Source organism: Gordonia sp. NPDC003422, assembly GCF_053588675.1.
In genome coordinates this window covers 1-22,644 of sequence record NZ_JBSFQL010000018.1, presented here as the reverse complement: position 1 = coordinate 22,644, position 22,644 = coordinate 1, and the positions used below count along the sequence as shown (strand labels likewise).

The following is a 22,644-nucleotide window of genomic DNA, read 5'->3' as shown; positions in this document are numbered from 1 at the left end:
CGGAGTCCTCAGGGAGCGGACACCTCTTCGATGCTGTAGGTGCGTAGCGCGTTGTCGCGGAACACTTTACGAAGCGCGTCCGGACCCAATCGGGACAGGCAGTCGATGAGCGCACCCACCTGCATGTCCATCCGGGAGTTCGGTTTGTCGATCGGGTAGTTGCTGCCGTACATGACACGTTCGGTGCCGAAGTGGGTGATGATGTGTTCGACGAACGGTCCGATCATCTCGGCGAGGGTGGCCTGGTCACCGATGTTGCCCCACCGTTCGTGGCCGAACCCGAGGACCGGCATCGCCAGGCCGGACAGCTTGACCGACACATTGCGATGGCCGGCGAGCGTCGTCATCCGTTCCCGCCACAGGCGCATGATGTCGGCGCGGGCTGCGGCGGTGGCTCCGGTTCGCAGGCCGATGGGACCGAAAACCCCTGCGGGAATGCCGAAGTGGTCGAGGACGATCGGCGTGTCAGGATACTCACGGGCCAGGGTGACGACGTCGTAGAGCTGGTGGGAATACACCGAGGCGTCGAAAATCAGCTTCCTGGCGGCGATCTCGCCGAACCCTTCCAGGAAGGCGGCCGACGCCAGCATGCCTTCGGTGTCGCCGCCGTCCCGAACGCGGGGATCGGGGTGCCGTGACGAGATGATACGAACACCGCGGAACAGATCGGTGACCGCCGCGTGCTCGTCGAGGATGCGGCCGAACTCGGGAGCGCGCGGATCGGCGTGTGCGATCAGGGCGCCGAGTCGCGGGGCGCCCCGCTCACCGAAGGGCAATCCCACCACGTAGCGGGTCTCCTCGACCGACGTCGTATCTTCTGCCGGCTGGTCTTCGATGGACTCGGCGCGCCAGTGCGATTCCATGTGCACGACGGTGTCGATCGGCACCCCGGCGACGGCCGGCACGCCCGCGATGTCGGCGGCGTACTGCCGCGGCTCGTAGGTGCGCGCGACGGTTCGGGGAGTCAGCACGTATTCGCGATCGGCGCGCGAGACGATGACGGGGAAGATCCGGTCCCCGATGCCGGGCACGAAGCGATAGAGGCGGGACGCACGGTTGGCAGCCCACGGTGTCCGTCGCGGATTCCACTGCTGCAGGTGTGCATCGACGATCCCGGGAATCACACCGTCGAGAGACGTCACAACACGTACCCTGCCACAGGCTTCGGCGAGGCGGCATACGATGGAGGATCGTGAATCGGTCTCGATCCAGCCGCGACCGGTCCCGACCACATCGACACGAGCGACCGGGGAGGTGAAAGGACGCGATGGCGACGCACTCTCGGCATGCGCTGCACCATCTGCGGACCGCGGTGAACCGAGATCCCGACCGCTTCGCCAAGAACGTGTACACGCGCATGTTCGCCATCGACCCGGACCTCCGGGACCTCTTCCCCGCGATGATGGCCGGCCAGCGCGACGCCTTCTACCGCGTCGTCGACCACGTCCTGGAGGTCATCCCCGCCGAATCCGGCCAGCCCGAGCTGGTCGAGTTCTTGGCCCAGCTGGGCCGCGACCATCGGAAGTTCGGCGTCGAACCCGAGCATTACCGCGTCATGTACCTCGCGCTCATGGGTGAGTTCGCCGAGTTGATGGACGGGTATTGGGACACCGACACCGCCGACGTCGTCGCGCAGGCGACGATGCTGCTGACCGGCGTCATGCGTGGCGCCGCCGAAACCGCGACACAGCCGGCGACCTGGACTGCCACCGTCGCCGAGAAGTACCGGATATCCCGCGACCTCGCCGTCGTCCGCCTGGTGGCCGACGCCCCGCTGCATTTTCACGCCGGCCAGTACGTCGAGGTGCAGATCCCGCAGTGGCCCAAGGCGTGGCGGAATCTGTCGTCGGCGATCCCGCCGAATCCGGACGGCGAACTCGAGTTCCATGTCCGGGCCATCAAGGGCGGCACGGTGAGCCCGACCATCGTCGCCGACACCCGCGTCGGGGATGTCTGGCATCTGGCGCAGGGACACGGCACGCTGCACGTCGACCCCGACCGCGACGTACTGATGGTCGCCGGTGGCACCGGGCTGGCACCACTTCGCGCGCTGATCATCGAGATGTCCAAACGCGCGGATTCGCCCCGCACACACATTTTCTACGGCATGCGCTACCCCGGTGAGCTCTACGACCTCGCCGTGCTGCGACGCATCGCCACCACCAATCCGTGGCTGCAGGTGACCGCGGTGACCGAGGAGACGACCGACCCTTGGTGGCTGAGCTCGCTCCCGTCACCCGAAGATCTGGGGATGCCGCACCTGATCGGGCGACTCGGTGACGTCGTCGTCGGACAAGGATCGTGGGACGACCATCAGGTTCTGGTCGCGGGGTCGCCGCAGATGGTGGAGGCGACGCGGCGCAAGCTGATCATCGCCGGGGTGCCCGCGAGCCGCATCCAATACGATCCGGTGATCTGAGAAGTCTCAGTTCTGGGCGTTGGGGTCGTAGGGGTTGGGGTTGACCGTCTCGGTGACGGTCTCCGTCTCCGTCGTCGTCTCCGCGGGTGGTGTCTCGGTGATCGTCCTCGTCCGGGTGACGGGCCGCGGTGTGGTGGTCTGGGTGACGGTCCGGGTTTCCGTCTCGACGACGGTGTCGGCGGCCTCGGTCTTGGTCACCGTCCTGCCCGGTCCGGGGGTGGTGACGGTGGAGGTGATGGTGCTCGGACTGGTCTCGCGGAGTTCTCCGTCGGCGGCGAGCACCGCGGTGATGGCAAGGGCACCCAGGACGATCGCAGCGCCGATTGCTGCGCCGATGAACCACCAGCGTCGGCCCGATGATGCGGGCGCCGATCTGGTCAGCATCGTCGGTGCCTCGGCGACGCGGGCCAACTCGGCGGAGCTGATGGCCGACGCGAGGGAAGGCTGGTCGGCGATCGTCACGGGACGCTGGACGGCGTACTCGAAGGCGGGCGCGACGCCCGGGGTCTCGGCACCAGGTCCGGTGCAGATCACCGAGGTGAGCTTGTCGCCGCCGGGCATCTCGGTGATGGCGTCGGCCAACGCGGAGGCACCCTCATGCTCGGTGACCGGTCCGCACTCACCTCGATCGAATTGCCCGACCCCGACGAGACGTCCGGTCGCGACGTCGACGGTGACCGTGGTGGCCCCGACCGAGGGGGCGGCGTTGGTTCCGAGGTCGACCACCGCGACCACGCCGGGACGCGTCGCCTGCGCTCGGGCGACCTCCGCCAGGGCGGTCGGGAAATCGGTCACCCCGATCTTCGAGTGCCAGTCGGGAGTGCCGGCGGTCGGAGCGAATGCGCTGTTGAGATGCTCGCGCAGGGAGTCGTCGGCGACCGCGAGACCGATGTGCTGGAAGTCCATCGGGACCGAGGTCACGAGTTCTTCGATCGCCGACTCCACCTGCGACGACGTCGCCGAATCCGGCAGGTCGACGAGGTTGCTGGCGACGACACGGCCGTCCCCGTCGCGGACGACAGAGGCGATCTGGTCGTCGACGACGGAGATACCGAGCACGGTATCGGTCATCTCGGCCACCGGGCACTACCTCTCACGTCGATCCTTGACCAGACAGGATAACGGCAGGTCCCGGGTCCTCGGCTGCCGGGGCCGATCGGGGTTAACTCTTGGGACGCCTGTTACGCGGCTGCCACACCACCAGCGCGCTGGTGCGCGGCACCGGGACGAGTTCGCCGCCGCGTCGGCCGCGGGCCTGCTGCAGTTCGTCGCCGAGTTCACGCACCCGCTGGCTCAGCGCATCGACCTGATTCTCCAGATCGATGATCCGTTTGATGCCGGCGAGGTTGACACCCTCCTCCTGGGAGAGTCGCTGGATCTCGCGCAGCAGTTCGACGTCGCGGGTGGAGTAGCGCCGGCCGCCGCCGCTCGTGCGTTGGGGGGTGACCAGGCCGAGCCGGTCGTATGTGCGCAGGGTCTGCGCATGCATACCGGCCAGCTCGGCGGCCACGGAGATCAGGAACGTCGCCGACTCGTCGAAGTCACGGGACGCCATCATCATCGCCCCCACCCGGCGCGCGGATCGAATCCGCTCGCGCGTTCGGCCTCGGCATAGCGGCGCATGGCCTCGGTGGCGTCGTCGTCGAGCTTGGGCGGCACCGCGACCTTGACGGTCACCAGCAGATCGCCTGCCCCACCCGAACGCTTCGGCACGCCCCGACCACGCACTCGCAGCGTGCGGCCGTCGGTGGTGTTGGCCGGGATCTTGACCCCGACCGACCCCTCGAGGGTCGGCACCGACACCGTCGCCCCGAGCACGAGTTCGGAGATGCTCACCGGCAACTGCACCTTGAGGTCGTTGCCACTGCGCGTGAACACCTTGTCGGCGGTCACGTGGACGACCACGTAGAGGTCGCCCGACGGCGCGCCGCGTCGTCCGGCCTCACCCTGTCCGGCAAGCCGGATGCGTTGCCCGTCTTCGACTCCCGCGGGAATGCGGACGTTGATCGTGCGGGCGCGGACCTTGACGCCGCTGCCGTCGCAGTCGGTGCACGGATCGTCGATGCGGCTTCCGGTGCCCTGACAATCCTGGCAGGGTTCGCTGAATCCGAACGCGCCCTGGTTGCGGCTGATGAACCCGGAACCGTTGCAGCTCGGGCACACTCGCGGGCTGGTGCCCGGCTTGGCGCCACTGCCGTGACACGTGGTGCACGGCGATGGGCTGGTCACCCGAAGCTGGACGGTGGTACCGAGTGCGGCGTCCTTGAACGACAGCGACGTCTCGGTTTCGAGGTCGTTGCCGCGGCGTGGCCGGCTTGCGGTCGAGGTTCGCTGACCGCCGCCGCCACGGTTGAACAGGCCCTCGAAAAGGTCACTGAATCCACCCGAGCCACCACCGGCCTCGGCACCGCTGCCGAACAGGTCGCCGATGTTGAAGTCGGCCCCGCCGCCCGACGTGTTGTAGTTTGTGCCGCCGCCGAAGCCGCCCGGAAAACCGTTGCCGCCGCCGCGGAATCGACCGCCCGCGAACATGGCGCGGGTCTCGTCGTACTCCTTACGCTTCGCGGGATCGGAGAGCACGCTGTGGGCCTCGGATACGCGCTTGAAGCGTTCCTCGGCCGCGCTGTCCCCCGGGTTGGCGTCCGGATGCAGCTCGCGGGCGAGCTTCCGATAAGCCTTCTTGATCTCGTCGGCCGAAGCGTCAGAAGCAACGCCGAGGTCCTGGTAGAAGTCGTGTTCCAACCATTCGCGTTGTGGAGCCACCAGACGTCACCTCCTTTGATGTTCTGTTGTCTGGTCTGTCAATGAAATTGTGAAGCAATCCACTTTCTGAGCCGTAAGCCCCGCTCCCTGAGGTGCGAGCCTGCGAGCCTCGAAGGGGCTGGCGACATTGTCTCACCAAGCCCTTCGAGGCTCGTCGCTAGCGCTCCTCGCACCTCAGGGAACGTTGACCCTCAGGGTGCGGCGGTTTCTGCCGGATCGGTGACCGTGACCATCGCGGTGCGGATCACCTTGTCGCCCAGTCGGTAACCGCAGCGGTACACGGCCCCGAGTACCGGGTGTGCGCCGTCGCCGTCGTGCTGGACGGCCTCGTGCAGTTCCGGGTTGAACTCGTCGCCGGGCTCGCCGAAGCGGGCGAGGCCCTCCGCGGTGAGGGCACCGACGAGCTTGTCGGCGACCGCACGCAACGGACCGCTCTCGAGATCGCCGTGCTCACGCGCACGGTCGAGGTCGTCGAGGACGGGGAGCAGCTTGTCGATCAGGATCTGCTTGCCGTAGGCAACCGATCCCTGCTTCTCCTCCGCCGCACGCCGCTTGAAGTTGGCGAACTGCGCGCGTTCCCGTTGCAGGTCCGCGGTCAGTTCTGCCACCCGCGCGTCGGCCGCGTCGGGTTCGGCCGCCGGGTGGGTACCCGGGCGCACCTCCCCCGTGTCCGGGTCGATGACCCGCTTGTCGGTGACGGTGATGGGCATGTCGCCCTCGCGCTCGGGTTCGACCCCGCCGAGTTCGGCTTCGGTCGGGTCGAACCCGGTGTCGGGCGAGGACTCGCTCTGGGTCACTTCTTCTCCTCGTCGACGACCTCGGCGTCCACGACGTCGGCGTCGGCATCTGCGGCGTCACCGGCCGGTGCGTCACCGTTGGGCGACTCGGCGGTGTTGGCGTAGATGGCCTGGCCGAGAGCCTGGGACTCCTCGGACAGCTTCTCGATCGCGTTCTTGATGGCGGTCGAATCGGTGCCCTTCAGTGCCTCCTGCGCGTTGGAGATGGCCGATTCGACCTTCTCCTTGACGTCGGCGGGAACCTTGTCCTCGTTGTCCTTGAGGAACTTCTCGGTGTGGTTGACCAACGACTCCGCCTGGTTGCGGGTCTCGGCCTCTTCACGCCGCTTGCGATCCTCGTCGGCATGCGCCTCGGCATCCTTGATCATCCGGTCGATCTCGTCCTTGCTCAGGCCCGAGCCGTCCTGGATGCGGATGGAGTTCTCCTTGCCGGTGCCCTTGTCCTTCGCGGTGACGTGCACGATGCCGTTGGCGTCGATGTCGAAGGTCACCTCGATCTGCGGGACACCCTGCGGCGCGGGGGCGATGCCACCGAGCTCGAAGGAGCCGAGAAGCTTGTTGTGCGAAGCGATCTCACGCTCACCCTGATACACCTGGATCTGCACCGACGGCTGATTGTCCTCGGCCGTGGTGTAGGTCTCCGACCGCTTGGTCGGGATGGTGGTGTTGCGCTCGATCAGCTTGTGCATCACGCCGCCCTTGGTCTCGATACCGAGGGAGAGCGGGGTGACGTCGAGCAGCAGCACGTCCTTGACCTCACCGCGCAGCACACCGGCCTGCAGGGCGGCGCCCACGGCGACGACCTCGTCCGGGTTGACGCCCTTGTTGGGCTCCCGGCCGCCGGTCAGTTCCTTGACCAGCTCGGTGACGGCCGGCATACGGGTCGAGCCGCCGACCATGACCACGTGGTCGATGTCGCCGACGGAGATGCCGGCGTCCTTGATGACCGCCTGGAACGGTGCGCGAGTGCGCTCGAGCAGGTCGCTGGTGATCTTCTGGAACTCGCTGCGGCTCAGCTGCTCGTCGAGGAACAGCGGATTCTTGTCGGCGTCGACGGTGATGTAGGGCAGGTTGATCGACGTCGACTGCGAGGACGACAGTTCGATCTTGGCCTTCTCGGCAGCCTCGCGTAGACGCTGCATGGCCATCTTGTCCTTGGTCAGATCGATGCCGCTGGAGCTCTTGAACTTCTCGACGAGCCAGTCGACGACGCGCTGATCCCAGTCGTCACCACCGAGGTGGTTGTCACCGGAGGTCGCGCGGACCTCGACCACGCCGTCGCCGATCTCGAGCAGCGAGACGTCGAACGTTCCGCCACCGAGGTCGAAGACCAGGATGGTCTGTTCCTTCTCACCCTTGTCGAGTCCATAGGCCAGGGCTGCGGCGGTGGGCTCGTTGACGATGCGCAGGACGTTGAGGCCGGCGATCTGGCCGGCTTCCTTGGTTGCCTGGCGCTGGGCGTCGTTGAAGTATGCGGGCACCGTGATGACGGCGTCGGAGACGTCTTCACCCAGGTACGACTCGGCGTCGCGCTTGAGCTTCATGAGCGTGCGCGCGCTGATCTCCTGCGGGGTGTACTTCTTGTCGTCGATGTCGACGGTCCAGTCACCTTCGCCCATGTGGCGCTTGACCGAACGGATGGTGCGGTCGACATTGGTGACCGCCTGATTCTTTGCGGGCTGACCGACCAGCACCTCGCCGTTACGCGCGAAGGCGACCACCGACGGGGTGGTCCGGGAGCCTTCGGCATTGGCGATGACGGCCGGCTCTCCACCTTCGAGCACCGCGACCACGGAGTTGGTGGTGCCGAGGTCGATTCCAACAGCACGGGACATCTTGTTGCTTCCTCCTAGTTCGTGGGTGTGCACCCAAGTACGTTGTTCGAAACCCGAACTTCAGTGCATCCGACTCATGTCCTACTGGAGGACACAGCCGGAGTCAACCTGGGTTGAGCCTACACGACTCAGGTTTCTCGATTTGTTCAACCGGGACATGGCCGGGATCATTCCCGGATTCCCGAAAAAGTTGAGCGCGATACGCTCAATGTGAGTAATCGCTGGTCAGGGTCGGTTCTGCTCGGCGTTGCAATCACCGACGATGTCGGCGGATGGGTCGCCGACTCGAAGAGTTGGGGTGACCGCCTCCGCTGAGCTGCGGAAATCTGTACCTGGGAGGCTTGCCAAGCACATAGTGCCCTTGGCCGGGCTGAGGGGTACAGACATCCGACGGGTCGCGGTGCGTTCGGGTCGTTGGGCCGGCTCGACTCCGGGAGTTGGCGTCTGAAGCGGTCGCCGTGAGGTGTCGCCGAGGGCAATATGCCTCGGCGGGCACTGAGGAGGCCCGTTTCGGGCGCCTCCCGGTGGGTGTCATTGCCCTCGCGCTCGGCGACCACGCTCTTCCCGCCGCCACGATCGCCGACGACGCCGGCGGGCGGGACGCTGATCCGACAGAGTCCGGTGACCGACGCTGCGAACTGGGCAAATGTGAGGCTCGCGTCTGCGGCGCGACGGCTTGGGCGACCGAGCCCGCCAGGTGCCGGGGCCGAAAAGCGGTGCGGACCACCGGTTCAGCCCACTGTGTGTGCTGTCACTACCACTCGCAGAACACGATTCGCGGGCTTAAGGTCAGCCTTGTCGTCGTGATCAGATTCGATGACACGTAAGAATCGCACTATATGTCGGGGGACATCATGGGATCAGTTGAAACAATCGTCGGCCTGTACCAGGTCTATCAAATCCTGCACTCACTCGGCCTCGTCTGAGGTCCACGCGATCAGTATGATTTTGGGGCCGGATTCCGGACCCAAAATCATACTGATCGAGAGGTGATCCGTGAGCGACGCCGACATCCGCTTCTACTTCGATCCGGTCTGCCCGTTTGCCTGGATGACCAGCAAGTGGGTGCGCAAGGTGCAGGCGCAACGCGAGTATGCGGTGGACTGGCGATTCATCTCGCTGCGACTTCTCAACGCGCACATCGACTACGACGCGCACTTCCCGCCCGAGTACGAGGCCGGGCACTGGGCCGGTTTGAAGCTCCTGCGGGCGGCGGCAAGTGTCCGACGCGAACACGGGCGCGACGCCATCGGCCCGCTCTACGCCGCTTTCGGGACCCGAATCTTCGACTCGCACACCGGAACCTACATGGTGGGCGAGCGCGATCACCGCGGCACGGCCGAATTCCTCGAACCGATCCTCGCCGAACTCGGACTGTCACCCGAACACATTGATGCCCTTGAGGACTCGTCGTGGGACGCCGAGATCCAAGCCGAGACCGACGAAGCGCTGTCGCTCACCGGACGGGACGTGGGCACGCCGATCATCCATTTCCAGCCGCCAAACGGAGTCGCCTTCTTCGGCCCGGTCATCAGCCGGCTGCCCAGCGACGACGACGCAGTCGCCCTGTGGGACCACGTCATCGGCCTCGCGAGCTTTCCCGGCTTCGCGGAACTCAAACGCAGCCTGCGCGAGAAGCCTCAACTCCGTGCCTTCGGCGTCGAAGACGCTGAAGTGGGGGTCCAAGAAGATTGGCACGCAGGGAGTCGTCGGCTCAAGAAGTGAGTCGCTCCGGCGGCTGGCATGCGTGATTCATTGCCGGCTGGACGTGCGGTGTCACCGGCGCCCCGGATCGGATGGTCGCGGCCGCCACGATCCCACCGAGCGCACAGCAGACCGCCGCGATGACCATCGCGGTATGAAATCCCGCACCCAGCGGTTGGCCGGGACCGCTGTGGATACCGGCGACGACCGGCAGGATCGCGACCGCGAGCAACCCGGCGAGACGCGCAACTGCGTTGTTGACGCCCGACGCAGTGCCTGCATGTGCGTCGTCGACCGCGCCCAGCGCCGCGGAGGTCAAGGGCGCAACCGTGATGGTCATACCGAGCCCGAACACCACAACAGCCGGGAACACTGCAGTGAAGTAGCCGGCGCCGGGTTCGATCCGCGTCATCAGCGCCAATCCGGTGGCCGCGACGAGCGGTCCGACGGTCATCGGCAGTCGCGGTCCCGTCATCTGCGACACCTTGCCGGACAGTGGTGACCCGAACAGCATGATGATGGTGCTCGGTGTGGTCGCGGCCCCGGCCTCGAGCGCCGAGTAGCCCATACTCTGCTGCAGTTGCAGCGCAAGCAGGAACAGCGCTCCGCCGAGTGCCGCGTACACGGCCAGCGTTGTCAGGTTGGCTCCGGTGAACTGCGCAGACCGGAACAGCCCGAGCGGCAGTAGTGGGTCGTCGACCCGGGATTCGATGACAACGAAACCGATCAGTCCGATGACACCTATTGCCGCCCAGGCGATCACACCGGCGTCCGAGCCTCGATCCGGGAACTCGATCAGCGCATAGATCACCCCACTCAACCCGACGATCATCGCGAGAGCGCCTGCGACGTCGAGCCTTCCCGTGCCGGCGCCGTCCGACTTCGGCACGTGCCTCAACGCGATCGCGATGGCACCGACGGCAAGTGGAACGCTGAGGTAGAACACCCATCGCCACGACACGGCGTCGACCAACCACCCACCGACGAACGGGCCCAAAGCGGTTGTGGCACCGGACATGCCGGCCCACAGGCCGATCGCCTGGCCGCGGTCCTCTTCGCGAATCTCCGCGTCGATCAATGCGAGGCTGCCCGGTACCACGGCGGCCGCGCCGACGCCCTGGACGATGCGAGCCGCGATCAACGCCTCGATCGTCGGCGCCAGGCCGCAGGCCATGGATGCCAGCCCGAAGATCACCAGTCCGCCGACGAAGATCCGACGCCGACCGTAACGATCGCCGGCCACGCCACCGACCAGCAGCAGAGCGCTGAGGGTCAGCAGGTAGCCGTCGAGCACCCACTGCTGCCCGGACAGTCCAGTGTCGAGGTCGCGGGAAATGGCGGGAAGTGCGACGTTGACCACCGTGCTGTCGAGGAACGCCACCCCCGAGCCGAGCACGGCCGCGGCGATGAGCCAGCGACCGGAACTCGACGATGCGGAGAGACCTTCCGACATGAGCCGGCGTCACCTGCCCTTCGAGGCTCGTCGATTTCGAGACGCGTCGGGTCGCTCCGCTCCCTCGTCGCTCCTCAACCCGGCGGCTAGCGCTCCTCGCACCTCAGGGAGCGGTAAGGCCAGCGTATGCCTTACGCGTGCGCCAGCGCTGCCATCAGGTCATCGCGGTTGCCGTTGAGTTCGGCGAACCGCAGCGGCTTCACGCGTTCGACGAGGATCTCGCGGGTGGCCTCCGGGAGAAGGTGCATCACCTCGTCGAGGAAGTCGTCGAGCGGCATCGCCCATTCGGCCTCTGCCTGCCCGGGCATGAGATCGGTCTGGACGGCCGGCGGGACGAGCTCGAGAACACCGATACCGCTGTCGGCCAACTGGATTCGCAGGCTGTCGGTGAAGGAGTGGATGGCCGCCTTGGTTGCGCTGTAGGTGGGTGTGCCCACCATCGGGGTGAACGCGAGCCCCGAGGACACCGTGATGATCGTGGCGTCGGGCTGTGCGGCGAGGAATTCGGTGAACGCCGCCACCAGGCGCAGGGGTCCGAGGATGTTGGTCTCCACCTCCGCGACCGCTGTGCTGAGAAAGTCGTTGTCGCGCAGATCTTCTGAGCGCATGATGCCGGCCATCGCGATCAGCACGTTGGTGTCCGGGAATCGTCGCTGGACCTCGGCGGACACCCGCACGACGTCGTCGGCGTCGGCGGTGTCGATGCGGACGGTCTCGATGCCGGGGTGCGCGTCGGCGATCTGCGACAGCAGTTCTGTGCGTCGACCGCCGACGATGACCCGATTGCCCGCCTCGTGCAGGCGCAGTGCGAGACCGAGCCCGATTCCCGAGGTCGCGCCCGGGATGAAGATGGTGTTGCCGCTGATACGCATGATCTGTCTCCTTGTTGACGACTGAACCTTTCGACCTCCACACCACCGCAGTGCGGCGAGGGCAACAAGGCACCACTCATCCACGGACCGTCGATCCCTGGATGAGTACGGGCCGATCGGCAAGAGTGGAATGCAGAGTCGATCGTGAGGAGGGCCCATGGACTTCGACCGGGCCGGTTTGGCGGAGTTCCTGCGACGCCGCCGGGAGACGCTGACGCCTGCGGACGTAGGGTTGCCCGCCGGGAGTCGGCGTCGTACCAGCGGATTGCGTCGCGAAGAGGTCGCGCTGCTCGCGCAGATGTCCACGGACTACTACAGCCGCCTCGAACAGCAACGCGGCCCGCATCCGTCAGAGCAGATGCTGACCGCGTTGGCCCGGGCGCTGCACCTGTCGCTCGATGAGCGTGACCACCTTTTCCGGCTCGCCGGCCAGCACGCTCCGGGACGCCGATCGGCGTCCGACCACGTCGGGCCGGGGATGCTGCGGATCGTCGACCGTCTCGCCGACACACCGGCGATGGTCGTCAACAGCGCCGGTGAGACGCTGCTGCAGACCATGCCGGCGAAGGCTCTCGTAGGCGACGAGACGCACTTCGAGGGCGTCGCACGCAGCATCGCCTACCGCTGGTTCACCGACCCAGCGACCCGACAACGCTTCCCTGCCGACGACCACGACCATCACGCACGAGCCCACACCGCCCGACTGCGCGCCGCGGTCACCACGGAGGGACCCGACTCCCGCGCCGCGGTGATCGCCGACGCCCTGCTCGCGGAAAGCCCCGAGTTCGCGTCGTTGTGGAAGGAGCACGACGTGAACGTTCGGCTCACCGACCAGCGCAAACGGCTGCTCCATCCCGAGCTGGGGCTGATCGAGGTGTTCTGCCAGACCCTGTTCGACCCCGACGCCAACCAGGGCCTGCTCGTCTACACCGCGACCCCGGGCACCGTGAGTCACGAGAAACTGGCCATGCTGAGCGCGGTGAGCGTGTGAGGCCATTCGCGAACGAGCGACTACATTCGGCGAGGTATGGTCACGCGGACGGGACGGGGGTGCGCCGCACATGGTTACCGGCAACGCGACACCCGATCGTTTTGCCCAATTCAGCAGCGCCGCCTTCGACGTCGTCGCGTCCGGCGGATTGAGAGCACTCACGCACCGCGCCGTCGACGACGCTGCCGGCGTGCCCCCCGGTTCGGTCAACTACTACGCACCCAACCGTTCCAAGCTGCAGCAACTCGCGCTCCAGGAAGCGTTTGAACGGATGCGGGAGATCGCGGTGCGCGAGTTCGAACCGATCTTCGACACCATGGCCGGCGGTCACCGGCCGTCGGAGACGATGATCCTCGACTGCGTGGTGAGGTTCATCGAGGCGATGACGACGGAGGGTCGCGGACTCGTGGTGGTGCGGCATGCGCTGCTGATCGAGGCGCAGTTCGATCCGGCGCTGCGCGAACTGATCGTGGCCAATCGCAGTCGGTTCGTGGGGTTTGCCGATCAGATCACGCTCGAGTTCTGGCCGAAGCGCCCCACCCGTGCCGCCGAACTGATCGTCGCGGTGATCGAAGGCCTCATCCAGCAGCAGACCCTGGTCACCGCGCAGCCGTTTGATGCGGCGATGAATCGTGAGACAGTCGCGCGCATCCTGGGATTCTCGGCGAAGAGCTGAGCTGGTTCAGTCCGGCGTGGGGATGAGCGCGTCACCCGGGAAGCCGCGGACCGGGTGAACGTCGAACTCGAAGACGCCGGCCTGTACGGCCGGGTCGTCGTTCATGATCTTCGCGGTGGTTTCGGGGTCTTGGTCGAAGATCCCGTAGCCACGGATGTCGGAGTCGTCGCTGGCACCGAGGATGATCGAGAGTTTGCCGCTGGCCCGCAACGAGAAGTTGCGGCGGCTGTGCTCCCAGATGAGGGGTTTCGCCTCGTCGGTGTGGAACTTGGGGCCGGCTTTCAGGACGACCACCGAATACGGCTGCGAGTACGCGATGATCGTCTTCATCTCCGCGTCGGTGATCGGTGGGAGGTCGGACATGCAAAGCTCCTTTGCTGACACGTGCCGAGGGTTCCCTCCCACCGTAGCCCGACGATCAGGCCGCTGTGTTCACTGTCTCTGCGGTCACCTCAGCAGCGGGCTCGAGAGCGGCTGCGACGACGTCGGCGACATCGGCGAACGGAGTCACCGCCACCGCGTCGAGGACCTCGGCCGGGACATCGTCGAGGTCGGCCTCATTGCGTGGCGAGATGAACACCTGGGTCAGCCCGTTGCGTTGGGCGGCAAGCAGTTTCTGCTTGAGCCCACCGATGGGCAGGACCCGGCCGTTCAGCGTGACCTCACCGGTCATGCCGACCTCGGCGCGCACCTTGCGGCCGGTGGCCATCGACACCAGCGCGGTCACCATCGTGATACCCGCGCTCGGACCGTCCTTGGGCACCGCGCCCGCCGGGACGTGGACGTGGATGGTGCCGTCGAGGTTCTTCGGATCGATGCCGAGTTGATCGGCGTGGGCCCGGACGTAGGAGAGCGCGATCTGCGCGGACTCCTTCATCACGTCACCCAGTTGTCCGGTCAGTTGCAGACCGTTCTTCCCCTCGGTGCGGTTGGCCTCGATGAACAGGACGTCGCCGCCCATGCCGGTGACCGCCAAACCCGTTGCCACACCGGGCACCGCGGTCCGTTCGGCCGACTCCGGGGTGAACCGGGCCCGGCCCAGATAGTCCCGCAAGTCGGGTTCGTCGATCGTCACCGGTGCTTGGGATTTGCCCGACGCGAGGTTGGTTGCCGCCTTGCGCAGCGCCTTGGCGAGGAGCCGTTCGAACTGTCGCACACCGGGTTCCCGGGTGTAGTTCGCGGCGATCTCGCGCAGCGCGGCGTCGGTGACGGTCACCTCGTCGTCGTCGAGCGCGGCCTTCTCGGCTTGCCTCGGCAACAGGTAGTCGCGGGCGATCGCGACCTTGTCGTCCTCGGTGTAGCCGTCGAGCGTCACCAGTTCCATCCGGTCGAGCAACGCCGACGGGATGTTCTCGATGACGTTGGCGGTCGCGAGGAACAGGACGTCGGAGAGGTCGAGATCGAGATCGAGGTAGTGGTCGCGGAACGTGTGGTTCTGTGCGGGGTCGAGGACCTCGAGTAGCGCAGCCGCCGGGTCACCCCGGTAGTCCGAGCCCACCTTGTCGATTTCGTCCAGCAGCACAACGGGATTCATCGATCCCGCTTCGCCGATGGCGCGCACGATCCGGCCGGGCAGCGCGCCGACGTAGGTGCGTCGGTGGCCGCGGATCTCCGCCTCGTCGCGGACGCCGCCGAGGGCGACGCGCACGAACTTGCGACCCAGCGCACGTGCGACGGACTCTCCGAGCGACGTCTTGCCGACGCCGGGCGGGCCGGCGAGCACCATCACGGCACCCGATCCGCGTCCGCCGACGACCTGTAGGCCGCGCTCGGCACGACGCGCACGCACCGCCAGGTATTCGACGATGCGGTCTTTCACGTCGTCGAGTCCGTGGTGGTCGGTGTCGAGGATGTCGCGGGCACCCTTGATGTCGGTCGAGTCCTCGGTGGTGACACTCCACGGCAGGTCGAGCACGGTGTCCAACCATGTTCTGATCCAACCGGTTTCGGGTGACTGGTCGCTGGCGCGTTCGAGCTTTCCGACCTCGCGCAGTGCGGCCTCGCGCACATTGTCGGGCAGGTCGGCGGCTTCGACGCGGCCGCGGTAGTCGTCGGCACCGTCAGGCTCGTCCTCGCCGAGTTCCTTGCGAATGGCGTTGAGCTGCTGCCGAAGCAGGAATTCCTTCTGCTGCTTCTCCATGCCGTTACGCACGTCGTCGGCGATCTTGTCGCTCACCTCGGTCTCGGCGATGTGCTCGCCGGTCCAGTCGATGAGCAGCTGCAGGCGTTCGCCGACGTCCGGCGTCTCCAGCAGTTGCCGCTTCTGGACATCGGTGAGCCACGACGAGTAGCCGGACGTATCGGCCAGCTCCGACGGGTCACTCATCTTGTTGACGGCGTCGATGACCTGCCAGGCCTCGCGTCGTTGCAGCATCGCGAGCACGAGCTTCTTGTACTCGGCCGCCTTTGCCCTGGTCTCGTCGGTGATTGTGGGATCGTCGGTCTCGGTGACCTCGACCCACAGCGCATTGCCGTTGCCGGTGGTCCCGGTCCCGATGTGGGCGCGCTGCTCACCTTTCAGCACCGCCGCAGTCCCGCCGCCGGGAATGCGCCCGACCTGCACGATCGACGCGATCACGCCGTAGGTCGGGTAGCGGTCGTCCAGTCGCGGCGCGACCAGCAGTTTGCCGGACTCGCTGGCACGTGCAGCATCAATCGTCGCCTGAGCAGCGTCGTCGAGCGGGATCGGCACGACCATCCCGGGCAGAACCACGACGTCGGGCACGAACAGCACGGGCAGTGAATAGGTCTTGTCAGACATTCATCCTCCAAAGTTCAGTCTGACCGACTCAACCCTGGTGGCAGGATGTTTGTTCCCGGTGGATTTATGCCGTGGGTGAAACGTGTAGCTTCTCACCGAACGTGTCATTTTCTCATCGGCTTGTCATAGGCGTGTCATCGTTCTCATCGGGCTGTCATGCGGCACGATAGCAAAATGCCTGATCAGATCGGTGCGACCGAGATTCGCTTCGTTACCGAAGCCGGTGACGAGACCATCAGTCAGGTCAGGGATCACTCGATCAGCTCGATGGCCCGAGCCCAGCCAGTGCGCCTGCCACCGTCCCACGCCGGCCAACGCCACTATCCAGGTCTTTTTTGGACCCGTACAACAGCCGACCACGTGGTTTACGAAAGCCTTCTCGAACGCGACCGCATCTTGCTTGCCGACTTCGATCCCGAAGTCGTTTGGATCACGGCGCAACCTTTCTGGATCACCGGCGACGACAGAGGTACCGGCCGACGCCACTGTCCCGATCTCCTACTGACGCGGGCTGATGGGTCATATTTGGTCGTGGACGTCAAGAATCCACGAATCGCGCAGAAAGACGAGGTCAAGGCCGTGTTCACGTGGACCAAGGTGGTGTCCAAGCGCCTCTCCGCCGATTATGAGGTTTGGACCGGCGAGGACTCGGCGTTGATCAACAACATCAGATTCGCTTCTCAGGCTCGCCGCGAGTCGCGCGCGGCCCTGTTCCAGACGGTGCTCGAACGATTTCCAGAGGAGCTCTCAATCGCGCACGCTGAAGCCACACTCGCAGCCGAGCGGATTGCACGGCCTCGACACATCGTCCTCGAGCTTCTGTGGACGGGCACCTTCACGGCCGATCTCACCCGGCCATTCGGCGACAACACCTTGATCCATCGAGCCGAGGCCGTATGAGCAACACTTATCGACTTGCTGTTGGCGATCGGGTGTGGATCGACGGATCCGTGGTCCGCATAGTCGAGATCAGCGACAGTCGGTCGATAGTCGAATCGGATCGCGGCACACGAGCGGTGAGCACTCCACACCTCGTGAGGTCTTCTCAGCCGCTCGACGCACCTCGCAGGCCCTGCGAGACGTCCGGACAACTGCTTTCGAATCTTACGAAGAAACAGCAAGAGACTTACAACGCACGGCTCGCCGTCGTCGAAGCAGTACTGGAGATGCATCACAACAGCGGCGACTCTATCGGTCGCAGCTCCGAAACGGTCGCTCTCGCACACAACATGTCTGACCGCACCGTCAAACGCTGGGTGAAGGCGTATCAAGAGTCAGGACCAGCCGGCCTCGTCGAAGCAAGGAAGCAGCGCTCGCCGATCGACCCACTCTGGCGGGAGGCGTGCCTCGACGTACTCAATCGGTACACACGCGAATCCACACCCAGCAGAAACATAGTAATCGACCAGGCCAACAATCTGCTGACCGAGCGGTGTGGCGCCGATCTGGCGCCCACCCCATCCAATGCGACCGCCTACCGCTGGCTGGACGAGCTCTCCAAGGGTCGCTATTCATTTGGCAGCGGAAAGGCACGGCGAATCGCCGCCGACCGGCCGGAGGCCCCGTATGGCCGTTTGCGCGCCACGCGCCCCGGAGAGTACTTCGTACTCGACACAACGCGCCTCGACGTGTTCGCGATGGAGCCGATCACGCTGCGTTGGGTGCCGGTCGAACTCACTGTGGCGCAAGACCTCTATACACGCTGCATTGTCGGTCTGCGCCTGACCCCGATTTCAACCAAGGCAATCGACGTGGCCAATGTGTTACACCAGTCGGTGACGCCCCAAGAACCGGTCGACGACGGAGCGTGGCCGTTTCACGGCGTGCCTAGTTCGATCGCAATCGAACGCGACGACCCGACCGCAGACGATGCCACTCCGAGCATCCCAGGCTGCCTACCCGAGTCAATCGTTGTTGACCATGGCAAGATCTACCTCTCGCACCATGTCAGATCCGCCTGTGCGCGACTCGGAATCTCGATTCAGCCTGCGATCGTAAAGAAGGCGTCAGACAAGCCAACTGTCGAACGCTTCTTCAAGACCATTCGGCTCGGCCTGCTTCAGCAACTGCCGGGCTACAAGGGACCCGACGTCTATCACCGCGGTGAAGACATTGAGAGTCAAGCGTTCTACTACGTCGCCGAGCTTGAGTCGATAATTCGCGAGTGGACAGCTCGGGTGTACCACCGGTCGAAACACGAAGGCTTGTGTCTCCCTGAGACGCCCGGCCTCGAGCTATCACCGCTCGAAATGTACGAGATCGGCCTGGCTCGCGCCGGTGGACTCACCATCCCGTCCTCACCGGACCTTGCGTACGAGTTTCTCAATGTGGAGTGGCGCACGATCCAGCACTATGGCATAGAAGTGGATGGGCGCCGATACGATGGCGCGGCGCTCAACCCTTACCGGAATAGCAAGTCCAACTTCGGTGGTCCGAAGGCTAGAAAATGGCCAATCCACATAGACAGCGGCGATGTTCGACGCGTGTACTTCCGCGACCCCTCATCTGGCAAATGGTCGCCTCTGGTCTGGGAGCACGCAGGTGGACTCGACCAGCCCTTCTCCTCGGACGCCGCCGACTACACCAAGCTTCTGGCCGTCCGCGAAAACCGGCATGTCGACCCACAGGACGCCGTCCGCAACCTCCTCGATGAGTGGTCCAAAGGCAACACCAAATCCAAGCGCGACCGCGCCCTCGCACGACGCCTGGCCAGCACCCGTTCCACGGCAAGCGATACTGGCGATGGCCAACCTGACGACGAGATTGCATCACTGCCAGGAGTTATCGACCTTCTCGCGAGGAGAGCAGAACGTCGCCCTCCAGGTTGGGATTTGGACGATGACCTCGATGTGTTTGAGAAGTACCAAGGTGCAGACGATTCGAGCTATGAGGTATTCGACGAATGAGTAACCCATGGGCACTATGGCTTCGAAACAATCAACCGCATCGCTACAACCTGGCGTCAAAAGTGGGCTGGCACGACTTCGTGCATTCGCCGCCGCGCGCGAGCCTGGAACTCCTCACGAAGGGACAGATCGCAGCGCTCAGCGACGACGAGCGCGAAGACTACAACGAAGCTCGCTTTGTATGGAATGCCAACCTCCCGACTGTCAAGACAGCTCAACTCACGCACGCCTTCGCTGTCATCGATCAAGTCATGGCGTCCAACCGTCGCGATGGCGACCGCCTCCGCGGATCGGTCGTGATCGACGCCCCGCCAGGTCTCGGTAAGACCACCATCGCCATCCGCTACGCAAGGCAGTTCCATCGAACTGCAATTCGCCGCCTCAGCAGCGAGACCGCCGCAGGCGATCAGCGTATTCCGGTCGCCTTCATCCCGCTCGATGCTGGAATCACCCTCAAGGGCCTGAACAGAAAGATCCTCGCCTTCTATGGCCATCTGGGGGTAGCTGGTGCGAATACTTCTGGTTTGGGTGCGCTCGCGGTCGACTGCGTACGGAGCTGCGAGACTCAGATAATTGTCATCGATGACCTTCACTTCATCGACTTTCGAGACCGTCACGGTCGCGAAGTAAGCAATCATCTGAAGGGCTTGGCCAACGAAATGGCGGTCACGTTCATTTACGTCGGTGTACGCCTCACAGAGAAGAAGTTCTTCGACGAGGGCCTGGGAGGCGATGACGGTGCCGTGTACGCACAGACTGCCCGCCGTGCCACACGTGCACGCGTCGCGCCGTTCAACACCGACTCCGATGCCAGCAACGTCGCCTGGATCTCGCTTCTCAACGCCCTCGAATTGCACCTAATGCTCGCCGCGCAAACGCCTGGGACACTATCCGATTTCGGCAAGGAACTCTTCCGCCGAACGCAAGGGCACATCGGTTCACTGACGAACCTGCTCGATCGGGCCGCCTATCTGGCTATTAAGACGGGCACCGAGCAAATTACTGCGAGCATCCTGGAGGAGGTCGTCGTTGACAATGCCGCTCAGCGGCTCACCACTCCCAAGAGGTGAGAGAACCGACGCGGAGCAACTACCCTCCGCAATTGCGATACCAGACGGGTACAACCCGCGGCGGCTTCCCATACTCGTCGCCCCCAGGGACGATGAGACCGCACCGAGTTGGCTGCGCCGTTTCGGCCACCGCTACGGACTCACCGCACGCGCGCTACTCCGAGAACTCGGGATTCCAACGAGTGCCTGGTCCCCCACACGAGTCTCTGCGCATATCGCTGAGCACAGTGATTTGATTGTGGATACGGTGGGGCTACCGGACGAACGAGCCCGATACCTCCGGGCAGGACTCATATCCGAGGCTGTTTCCGCATTTCGCACGCACTGGGAACGGTACGGTAAGTCTTCGGAATCGATGCCCCTCGACCCTTCCTACTGTCCCGAATGCCTTGCTCAGCAAGGATACTGGAACTCGACATGGTCACTGCCGCTACACCGCGTCTGTGTCGAACATGCGATCTTGATGCCTACCAACTGCCCTCGGTGTGCCGAGACGCCGTGGGCGGGCACGAGTTGGCCCAATAGCACCGACCCCAACTGGGCCTGTCCGCAGCGCGACAATCGCCCCCGAACACCAAGAACTCGACACGCATACTGCGGCCACGACTTGCGCGACGTCGAGTTCCGTAGGGTTGCCCCCGAGATCGTTGAAGCTCAGGTTTGGATTCTCGAACTCGCACGCGGTGCATCAGAGCCTTCGACGAACAGCTTTGGCGGTCAGCGGTTCAGTACACGCGAATACTTCGACGCGGCTCTGACGCTGGGCAAGCCCATTATGAGCTGTCAGGCAGCAAGCGACCCTGACGCCGCGTGCCTCGAGCAACTCCTCAAGGTAAAGTCCATCCTCTGCGAGGAGGACGTTCATGCGGCTCATTCGCTCGCCGTAGAGCAGAGCGTCCTTACTCCAGGAACCTGGCTTCTCAGGGACGGCCGAGATTTGCCCCGTAGTCGGACGAATGCGGTTATCGGCCACCTCGCCATCACCCCGCTCGCCGAAAAGCTATCGCCGACGGCACAACTGACGTTTCGAGTTGCTAGTGGGTGTGCCCGTTATCCGACGGCCCACGAGATCCCGGGCAACCACATTCCTCTCTCGTCGATACCTCAAGTTCACTGGACGGGATTCCGCGACTACACGACTGCGAAGGATCGCGCCGTCCTTTCCATGCTCCTTGCACGGTCTGGGACCGCGAGACCTTGGGGCCATATCGCTTTCGCGCTAGGACTGCCTCACGAATTCTCGCGCTACCCACCACTACTCATCCGCCAGATCAAGCGCAGCGGCGATTGGACCGACACCCTGGATCAGATCGAGAACCAGACCCGGGAACTGCTCACCGGCCCGCCTCCTATCGATTACCACCGCCGGCGGCTTCAACTTGCCAATCCAGATCTCACGATCTCCATTGCGAGAATTCTTAGCACGAGCCGCACGTTCAGAGCAGTGACTCCACACGCGCTAGCCGTCGCGATTTGGGAGGTCTACACCGGCGGGGCCGCCGAGTTCGCGACAGAATCGCTCTACTCTGAGGATTCCAACGACGGCGATCTCAGCTCGGCGCGCAACCTGGTACGCGAGCAGTGGTCCACAATCCGATCAAACAGCCTGTTGCCTGACCTGGGATTCGGCGAGGAGCCACTTGAATGGCGCCCACCTTGAAGGAGCTACGTGCAGACAGGACACTCCGGCAACAGATCTGACTCGCGCTCGTCAGTGGCTTCGAGAATGCCCTCACTCTACCGCGGAACGCTTGAGGCGGATCAGCACATGTGCCGCGCAGATGTCTACGAGGCGAATGAGTCATACCGACGCCACGGGCTCAAAGGAGTCGGGCAACTCAACTCACTGATGGAAATCCTCCTGCAGCACACCTTCAACGCCGCAAGTCCACGCTATACACCGTGGGAAATTGATCGAGAACCACCAGGGCGTGCAATCTCCCTGCCGCCGACGGCATGGCCGCCGAGTTCGGAACCGACCCTTGCGACACGCTACCCGGATGGTCCGACGAACTGGTAGTCGAACGCCTCGGTCTTGATCGGGCATCGCCCGCAGGGTCGCGCGAGGTGTGGGCATTCGTCGGCGTCGCTTGCAACAATGCCCATGTGAAGTTCCGTCGCCGCAACCTCGAAGCTCTTGGAAACCTCGTCGTGGGCAACCTCGGACGCGACGATGCCCAGAACGTCGACGAAGTTCGGTACTTCCCGTATCGCTCCAGCATGTACATCACTGAGTTCTTTCAAGAGTTGGAGACGGAGTACCAGCACGACGGCTCCACCCGCCACCGGTGGGTTGCCGACGTGTGACGTGTAAGGGCTCGGGACATGCTTGACGTCGTGTCGTCGGGACATCGTTGACGTCTCACGCTTGTCGGTGGTCGCAGTCAGAGTGTGGGG

At 64.7% G+C, this 22,644-nt stretch carries 19 protein-coding genes and 1 pseudogene; 10 read left to right on the top strand and 10 right to left on the bottom strand.

The window, feature by feature from the left end:
• Window positions 1-8: 8 nt before the first annotated feature.
• Entirely contained in the window at window positions 9-1,142 is a 1,134-nt protein-coding gene (locus tag ACWDTF_RS15885) for an amidohydrolase family protein (protein ID WP_449754648.1), read from the bottom strand.
• Between the two features lie 125 nt (window positions 1,143-1,267).
• On the opposite strand from ACWDTF_RS15885, the gene ACWDTF_RS15880 reads away from it, so the two are divergent.
• On the top strand, window positions 1,268-2,419 hold the full coding sequence (locus ACWDTF_RS15880; RefSeq protein ID WP_240857793.1) for an FAD-binding oxidoreductase: 1,152 nt from the start codon (window positions 1,268-1,270) through the stop codon (window positions 2,417-2,419).
• 6 nt (window positions 2,420-2,425) lie between these two features.
• Here the strand turns inward: ACWDTF_RS15880 and ACWDTF_RS15875 are convergent, their stop codons facing one another.
• The 5 genes from ACWDTF_RS15875 to dnaK form a co-directional block, all read right to left on the bottom strand.
• Window positions 2,426-3,490 (bottom strand): hypothetical protein, encoded by a 1,065-nt coding sequence (locus tag ACWDTF_RS15875; protein ID WP_433256614.1) that lies wholly within the window; start codon window positions 3,488-3,490, stop codon window positions 2,426-2,428.
• Between the two features lie 91 nt (window positions 3,491-3,581).
• The gene (locus tag ACWDTF_RS15870) at window positions 3,582-3,974 is read right to left on the bottom strand and encodes a heat shock protein transcriptional repressor HspR (protein ID WP_449754669.1); all 393 of its coding nucleotides are present in this window, start codon (window positions 3,972-3,974) and stop codon (window positions 3,582-3,584) included.
• A 2-nt stretch (window positions 3,975-3,976) separates the two neighbouring features.
• Entirely contained in the window at window positions 3,977-5,182 is a 1,206-nt protein-coding gene (gene dnaJ / locus ACWDTF_RS15865) for a molecular chaperone DnaJ (RefSeq protein WP_355275914.1), read from the bottom strand.
• Between the two features lie 191 nt (window positions 5,183-5,373).
• Window positions 5,374-5,979: a nucleotide exchange factor GrpE gene (gene grpE, locus ACWDTF_RS15860; protein ID WP_449754647.1), complete on the bottom strand. Its 606-nt coding sequence runs from the start codon at window positions 5,977-5,979 to the stop codon at window positions 5,374-5,376.
• Window positions 5,976-7,814 carry a molecular chaperone DnaK gene (gene dnaK / locus ACWDTF_RS15855; RefSeq protein ID WP_240857796.1) on the bottom strand — a complete coding sequence of 613 codons (1,839 nt, stop codon included), beginning with the start codon at window positions 7,812-7,814 and terminating at the stop codon, window positions 5,976-5,978. Before dnaK ends, grpE begins: the two co-directional genes overlap by 4 nt.
• 996 nt (window positions 7,815-8,810) lie before the next feature.
• Between dnaK and ACWDTF_RS15850 the strand changes: the two genes are divergently transcribed.
• Complete coding sequence (locus ACWDTF_RS15850) at window positions 8,811-9,539, top strand: mycothiol-dependent nitroreductase Rv2466c family protein (protein WP_449754646.1); 729 nt, start codon at window positions 8,811-8,813, stop codon at window positions 9,537-9,539.
• On the opposite strand, the gene ACWDTF_RS15845 is transcribed toward ACWDTF_RS15850, so the two are convergent.
• Complete coding sequence (locus ACWDTF_RS15845) at window positions 9,529-10,971, bottom strand: MFS transporter (RefSeq protein ID WP_449754645.1); 1,443 nt, start codon at window positions 10,969-10,971, stop codon at window positions 9,529-9,531. The genes ACWDTF_RS15850 and ACWDTF_RS15845 overlap by 11 nt on opposite strands.
• 131 nt (window positions 10,972-11,102) lie before the next feature.
• Complete coding sequence (locus ACWDTF_RS15840; protein ID WP_449754644.1) at window positions 11,103-11,843, bottom strand: SDR family oxidoreductase; 741 nt, start codon at window positions 11,841-11,843, stop codon at window positions 11,103-11,105.
• 157 nt (window positions 11,844-12,000) lie between these two features.
• Here ACWDTF_RS15840 and ACWDTF_RS15835 point away from each other — a divergent pair, with 157 nt between their 5' ends.
• Window positions 12,001-12,834: a helix-turn-helix transcriptional regulator gene (locus tag ACWDTF_RS15835; protein WP_449754643.1), complete on the top strand. Its 834-nt coding sequence runs from the start codon at window positions 12,001-12,003 to the stop codon at window positions 12,832-12,834.
• Between the two features lie 70 nt (window positions 12,835-12,904).
• Window positions 12,905-13,510, top strand: coding sequence for a TetR/AcrR family transcriptional regulator (locus tag ACWDTF_RS15830; RefSeq protein ID WP_449754642.1), 606 nt, complete (start codon window positions 12,905-12,907; stop codon window positions 13,508-13,510).
• Between the two features lie 6 nt (window positions 13,511-13,516).
• Here ACWDTF_RS15830 and ACWDTF_RS15825 read toward each other — a convergent pair whose 3' ends face one another.
• Together ACWDTF_RS15825 and lon are read right to left on the bottom strand one after the other, a co-directional pair.
• A complete protein-coding gene (locus tag ACWDTF_RS15825) occupies window positions 13,517-13,873 on the bottom strand; it encodes a YciI family protein (protein WP_240857802.1) in 357 nt (118 codons plus the stop codon).
• A gap of 55 nt (window positions 13,874-13,928) precedes the next feature.
• Window positions 13,929-16,271, bottom strand: coding sequence for an endopeptidase La (gene lon / locus ACWDTF_RS15820; protein ID WP_449754641.1), 2,343 nt, complete (start codon window positions 16,269-16,271; stop codon window positions 13,929-13,931).
• 174 nt (window positions 16,272-16,445) lie between these two features.
• Between lon and ACWDTF_RS15815 the strand changes: the two genes are divergently transcribed.
• The 6 genes and pseudogenes from ACWDTF_RS15815 (at window position 16,446) to ACWDTF_RS15790 (ending at window position 22,554) form a co-directional block, all read left to right on the top strand.
• A complete protein-coding gene (locus ACWDTF_RS15815) occupies window positions 16,446-17,171 on the top strand; it encodes a TnsA-like heteromeric transposase endonuclease subunit (protein ID WP_006369927.1) in 726 nt (241 codons plus the stop codon).
• The gene (locus tag ACWDTF_RS15810) at window positions 17,168-19,177 is read left to right on the top strand and encodes a helix-turn-helix domain-containing protein (RefSeq protein ID WP_079931101.1); all 2,010 of its coding nucleotides are present in this window, start codon (window positions 17,168-17,170) and stop codon (window positions 19,175-19,177) included. The genes ACWDTF_RS15815 and ACWDTF_RS15810 overlap by 4 nt, the downstream gene beginning before the upstream one ends.
• Window positions 19,174-20,247 carry an ATP-binding protein gene (locus tag ACWDTF_RS15805; RefSeq protein ID WP_006369929.1) on the top strand — a complete coding sequence of 358 codons (1,074 nt, stop codon included), beginning with the start codon at window positions 19,174-19,176 and terminating at the stop codon, window positions 20,245-20,247. Before ACWDTF_RS15810 ends, ACWDTF_RS15805 begins: the two co-directional genes overlap by 4 nt.
• Window positions 20,213-20,695, top strand: a pseudogene (locus ACWDTF_RS15800) (TniQ family protein); the annotation flags it as partial. The gene ACWDTF_RS15805 and the pseudogene ACWDTF_RS15800, both read left to right, overlap by 35 nt.
• 159 nt (window positions 20,696-20,854) lie before the next feature.
• On the top strand, window positions 20,855-21,907 hold the full coding sequence (locus ACWDTF_RS15795; RefSeq protein ID WP_020169780.1) for a hypothetical protein: 1,053 nt from the start codon (window positions 20,855-20,857) through the stop codon (window positions 21,905-21,907).
• Between the two features lie 296 nt (window positions 21,908-22,203).
• Window positions 22,204-22,554 (top strand): hypothetical protein, encoded by a 351-nt coding sequence (locus tag ACWDTF_RS15790; RefSeq protein ID WP_010844931.1) that lies wholly within the window; start codon window positions 22,204-22,206, stop codon window positions 22,552-22,554.
• The last annotated feature ends 90 nt before the right edge of the window (window positions 22,555-22,644 follow it).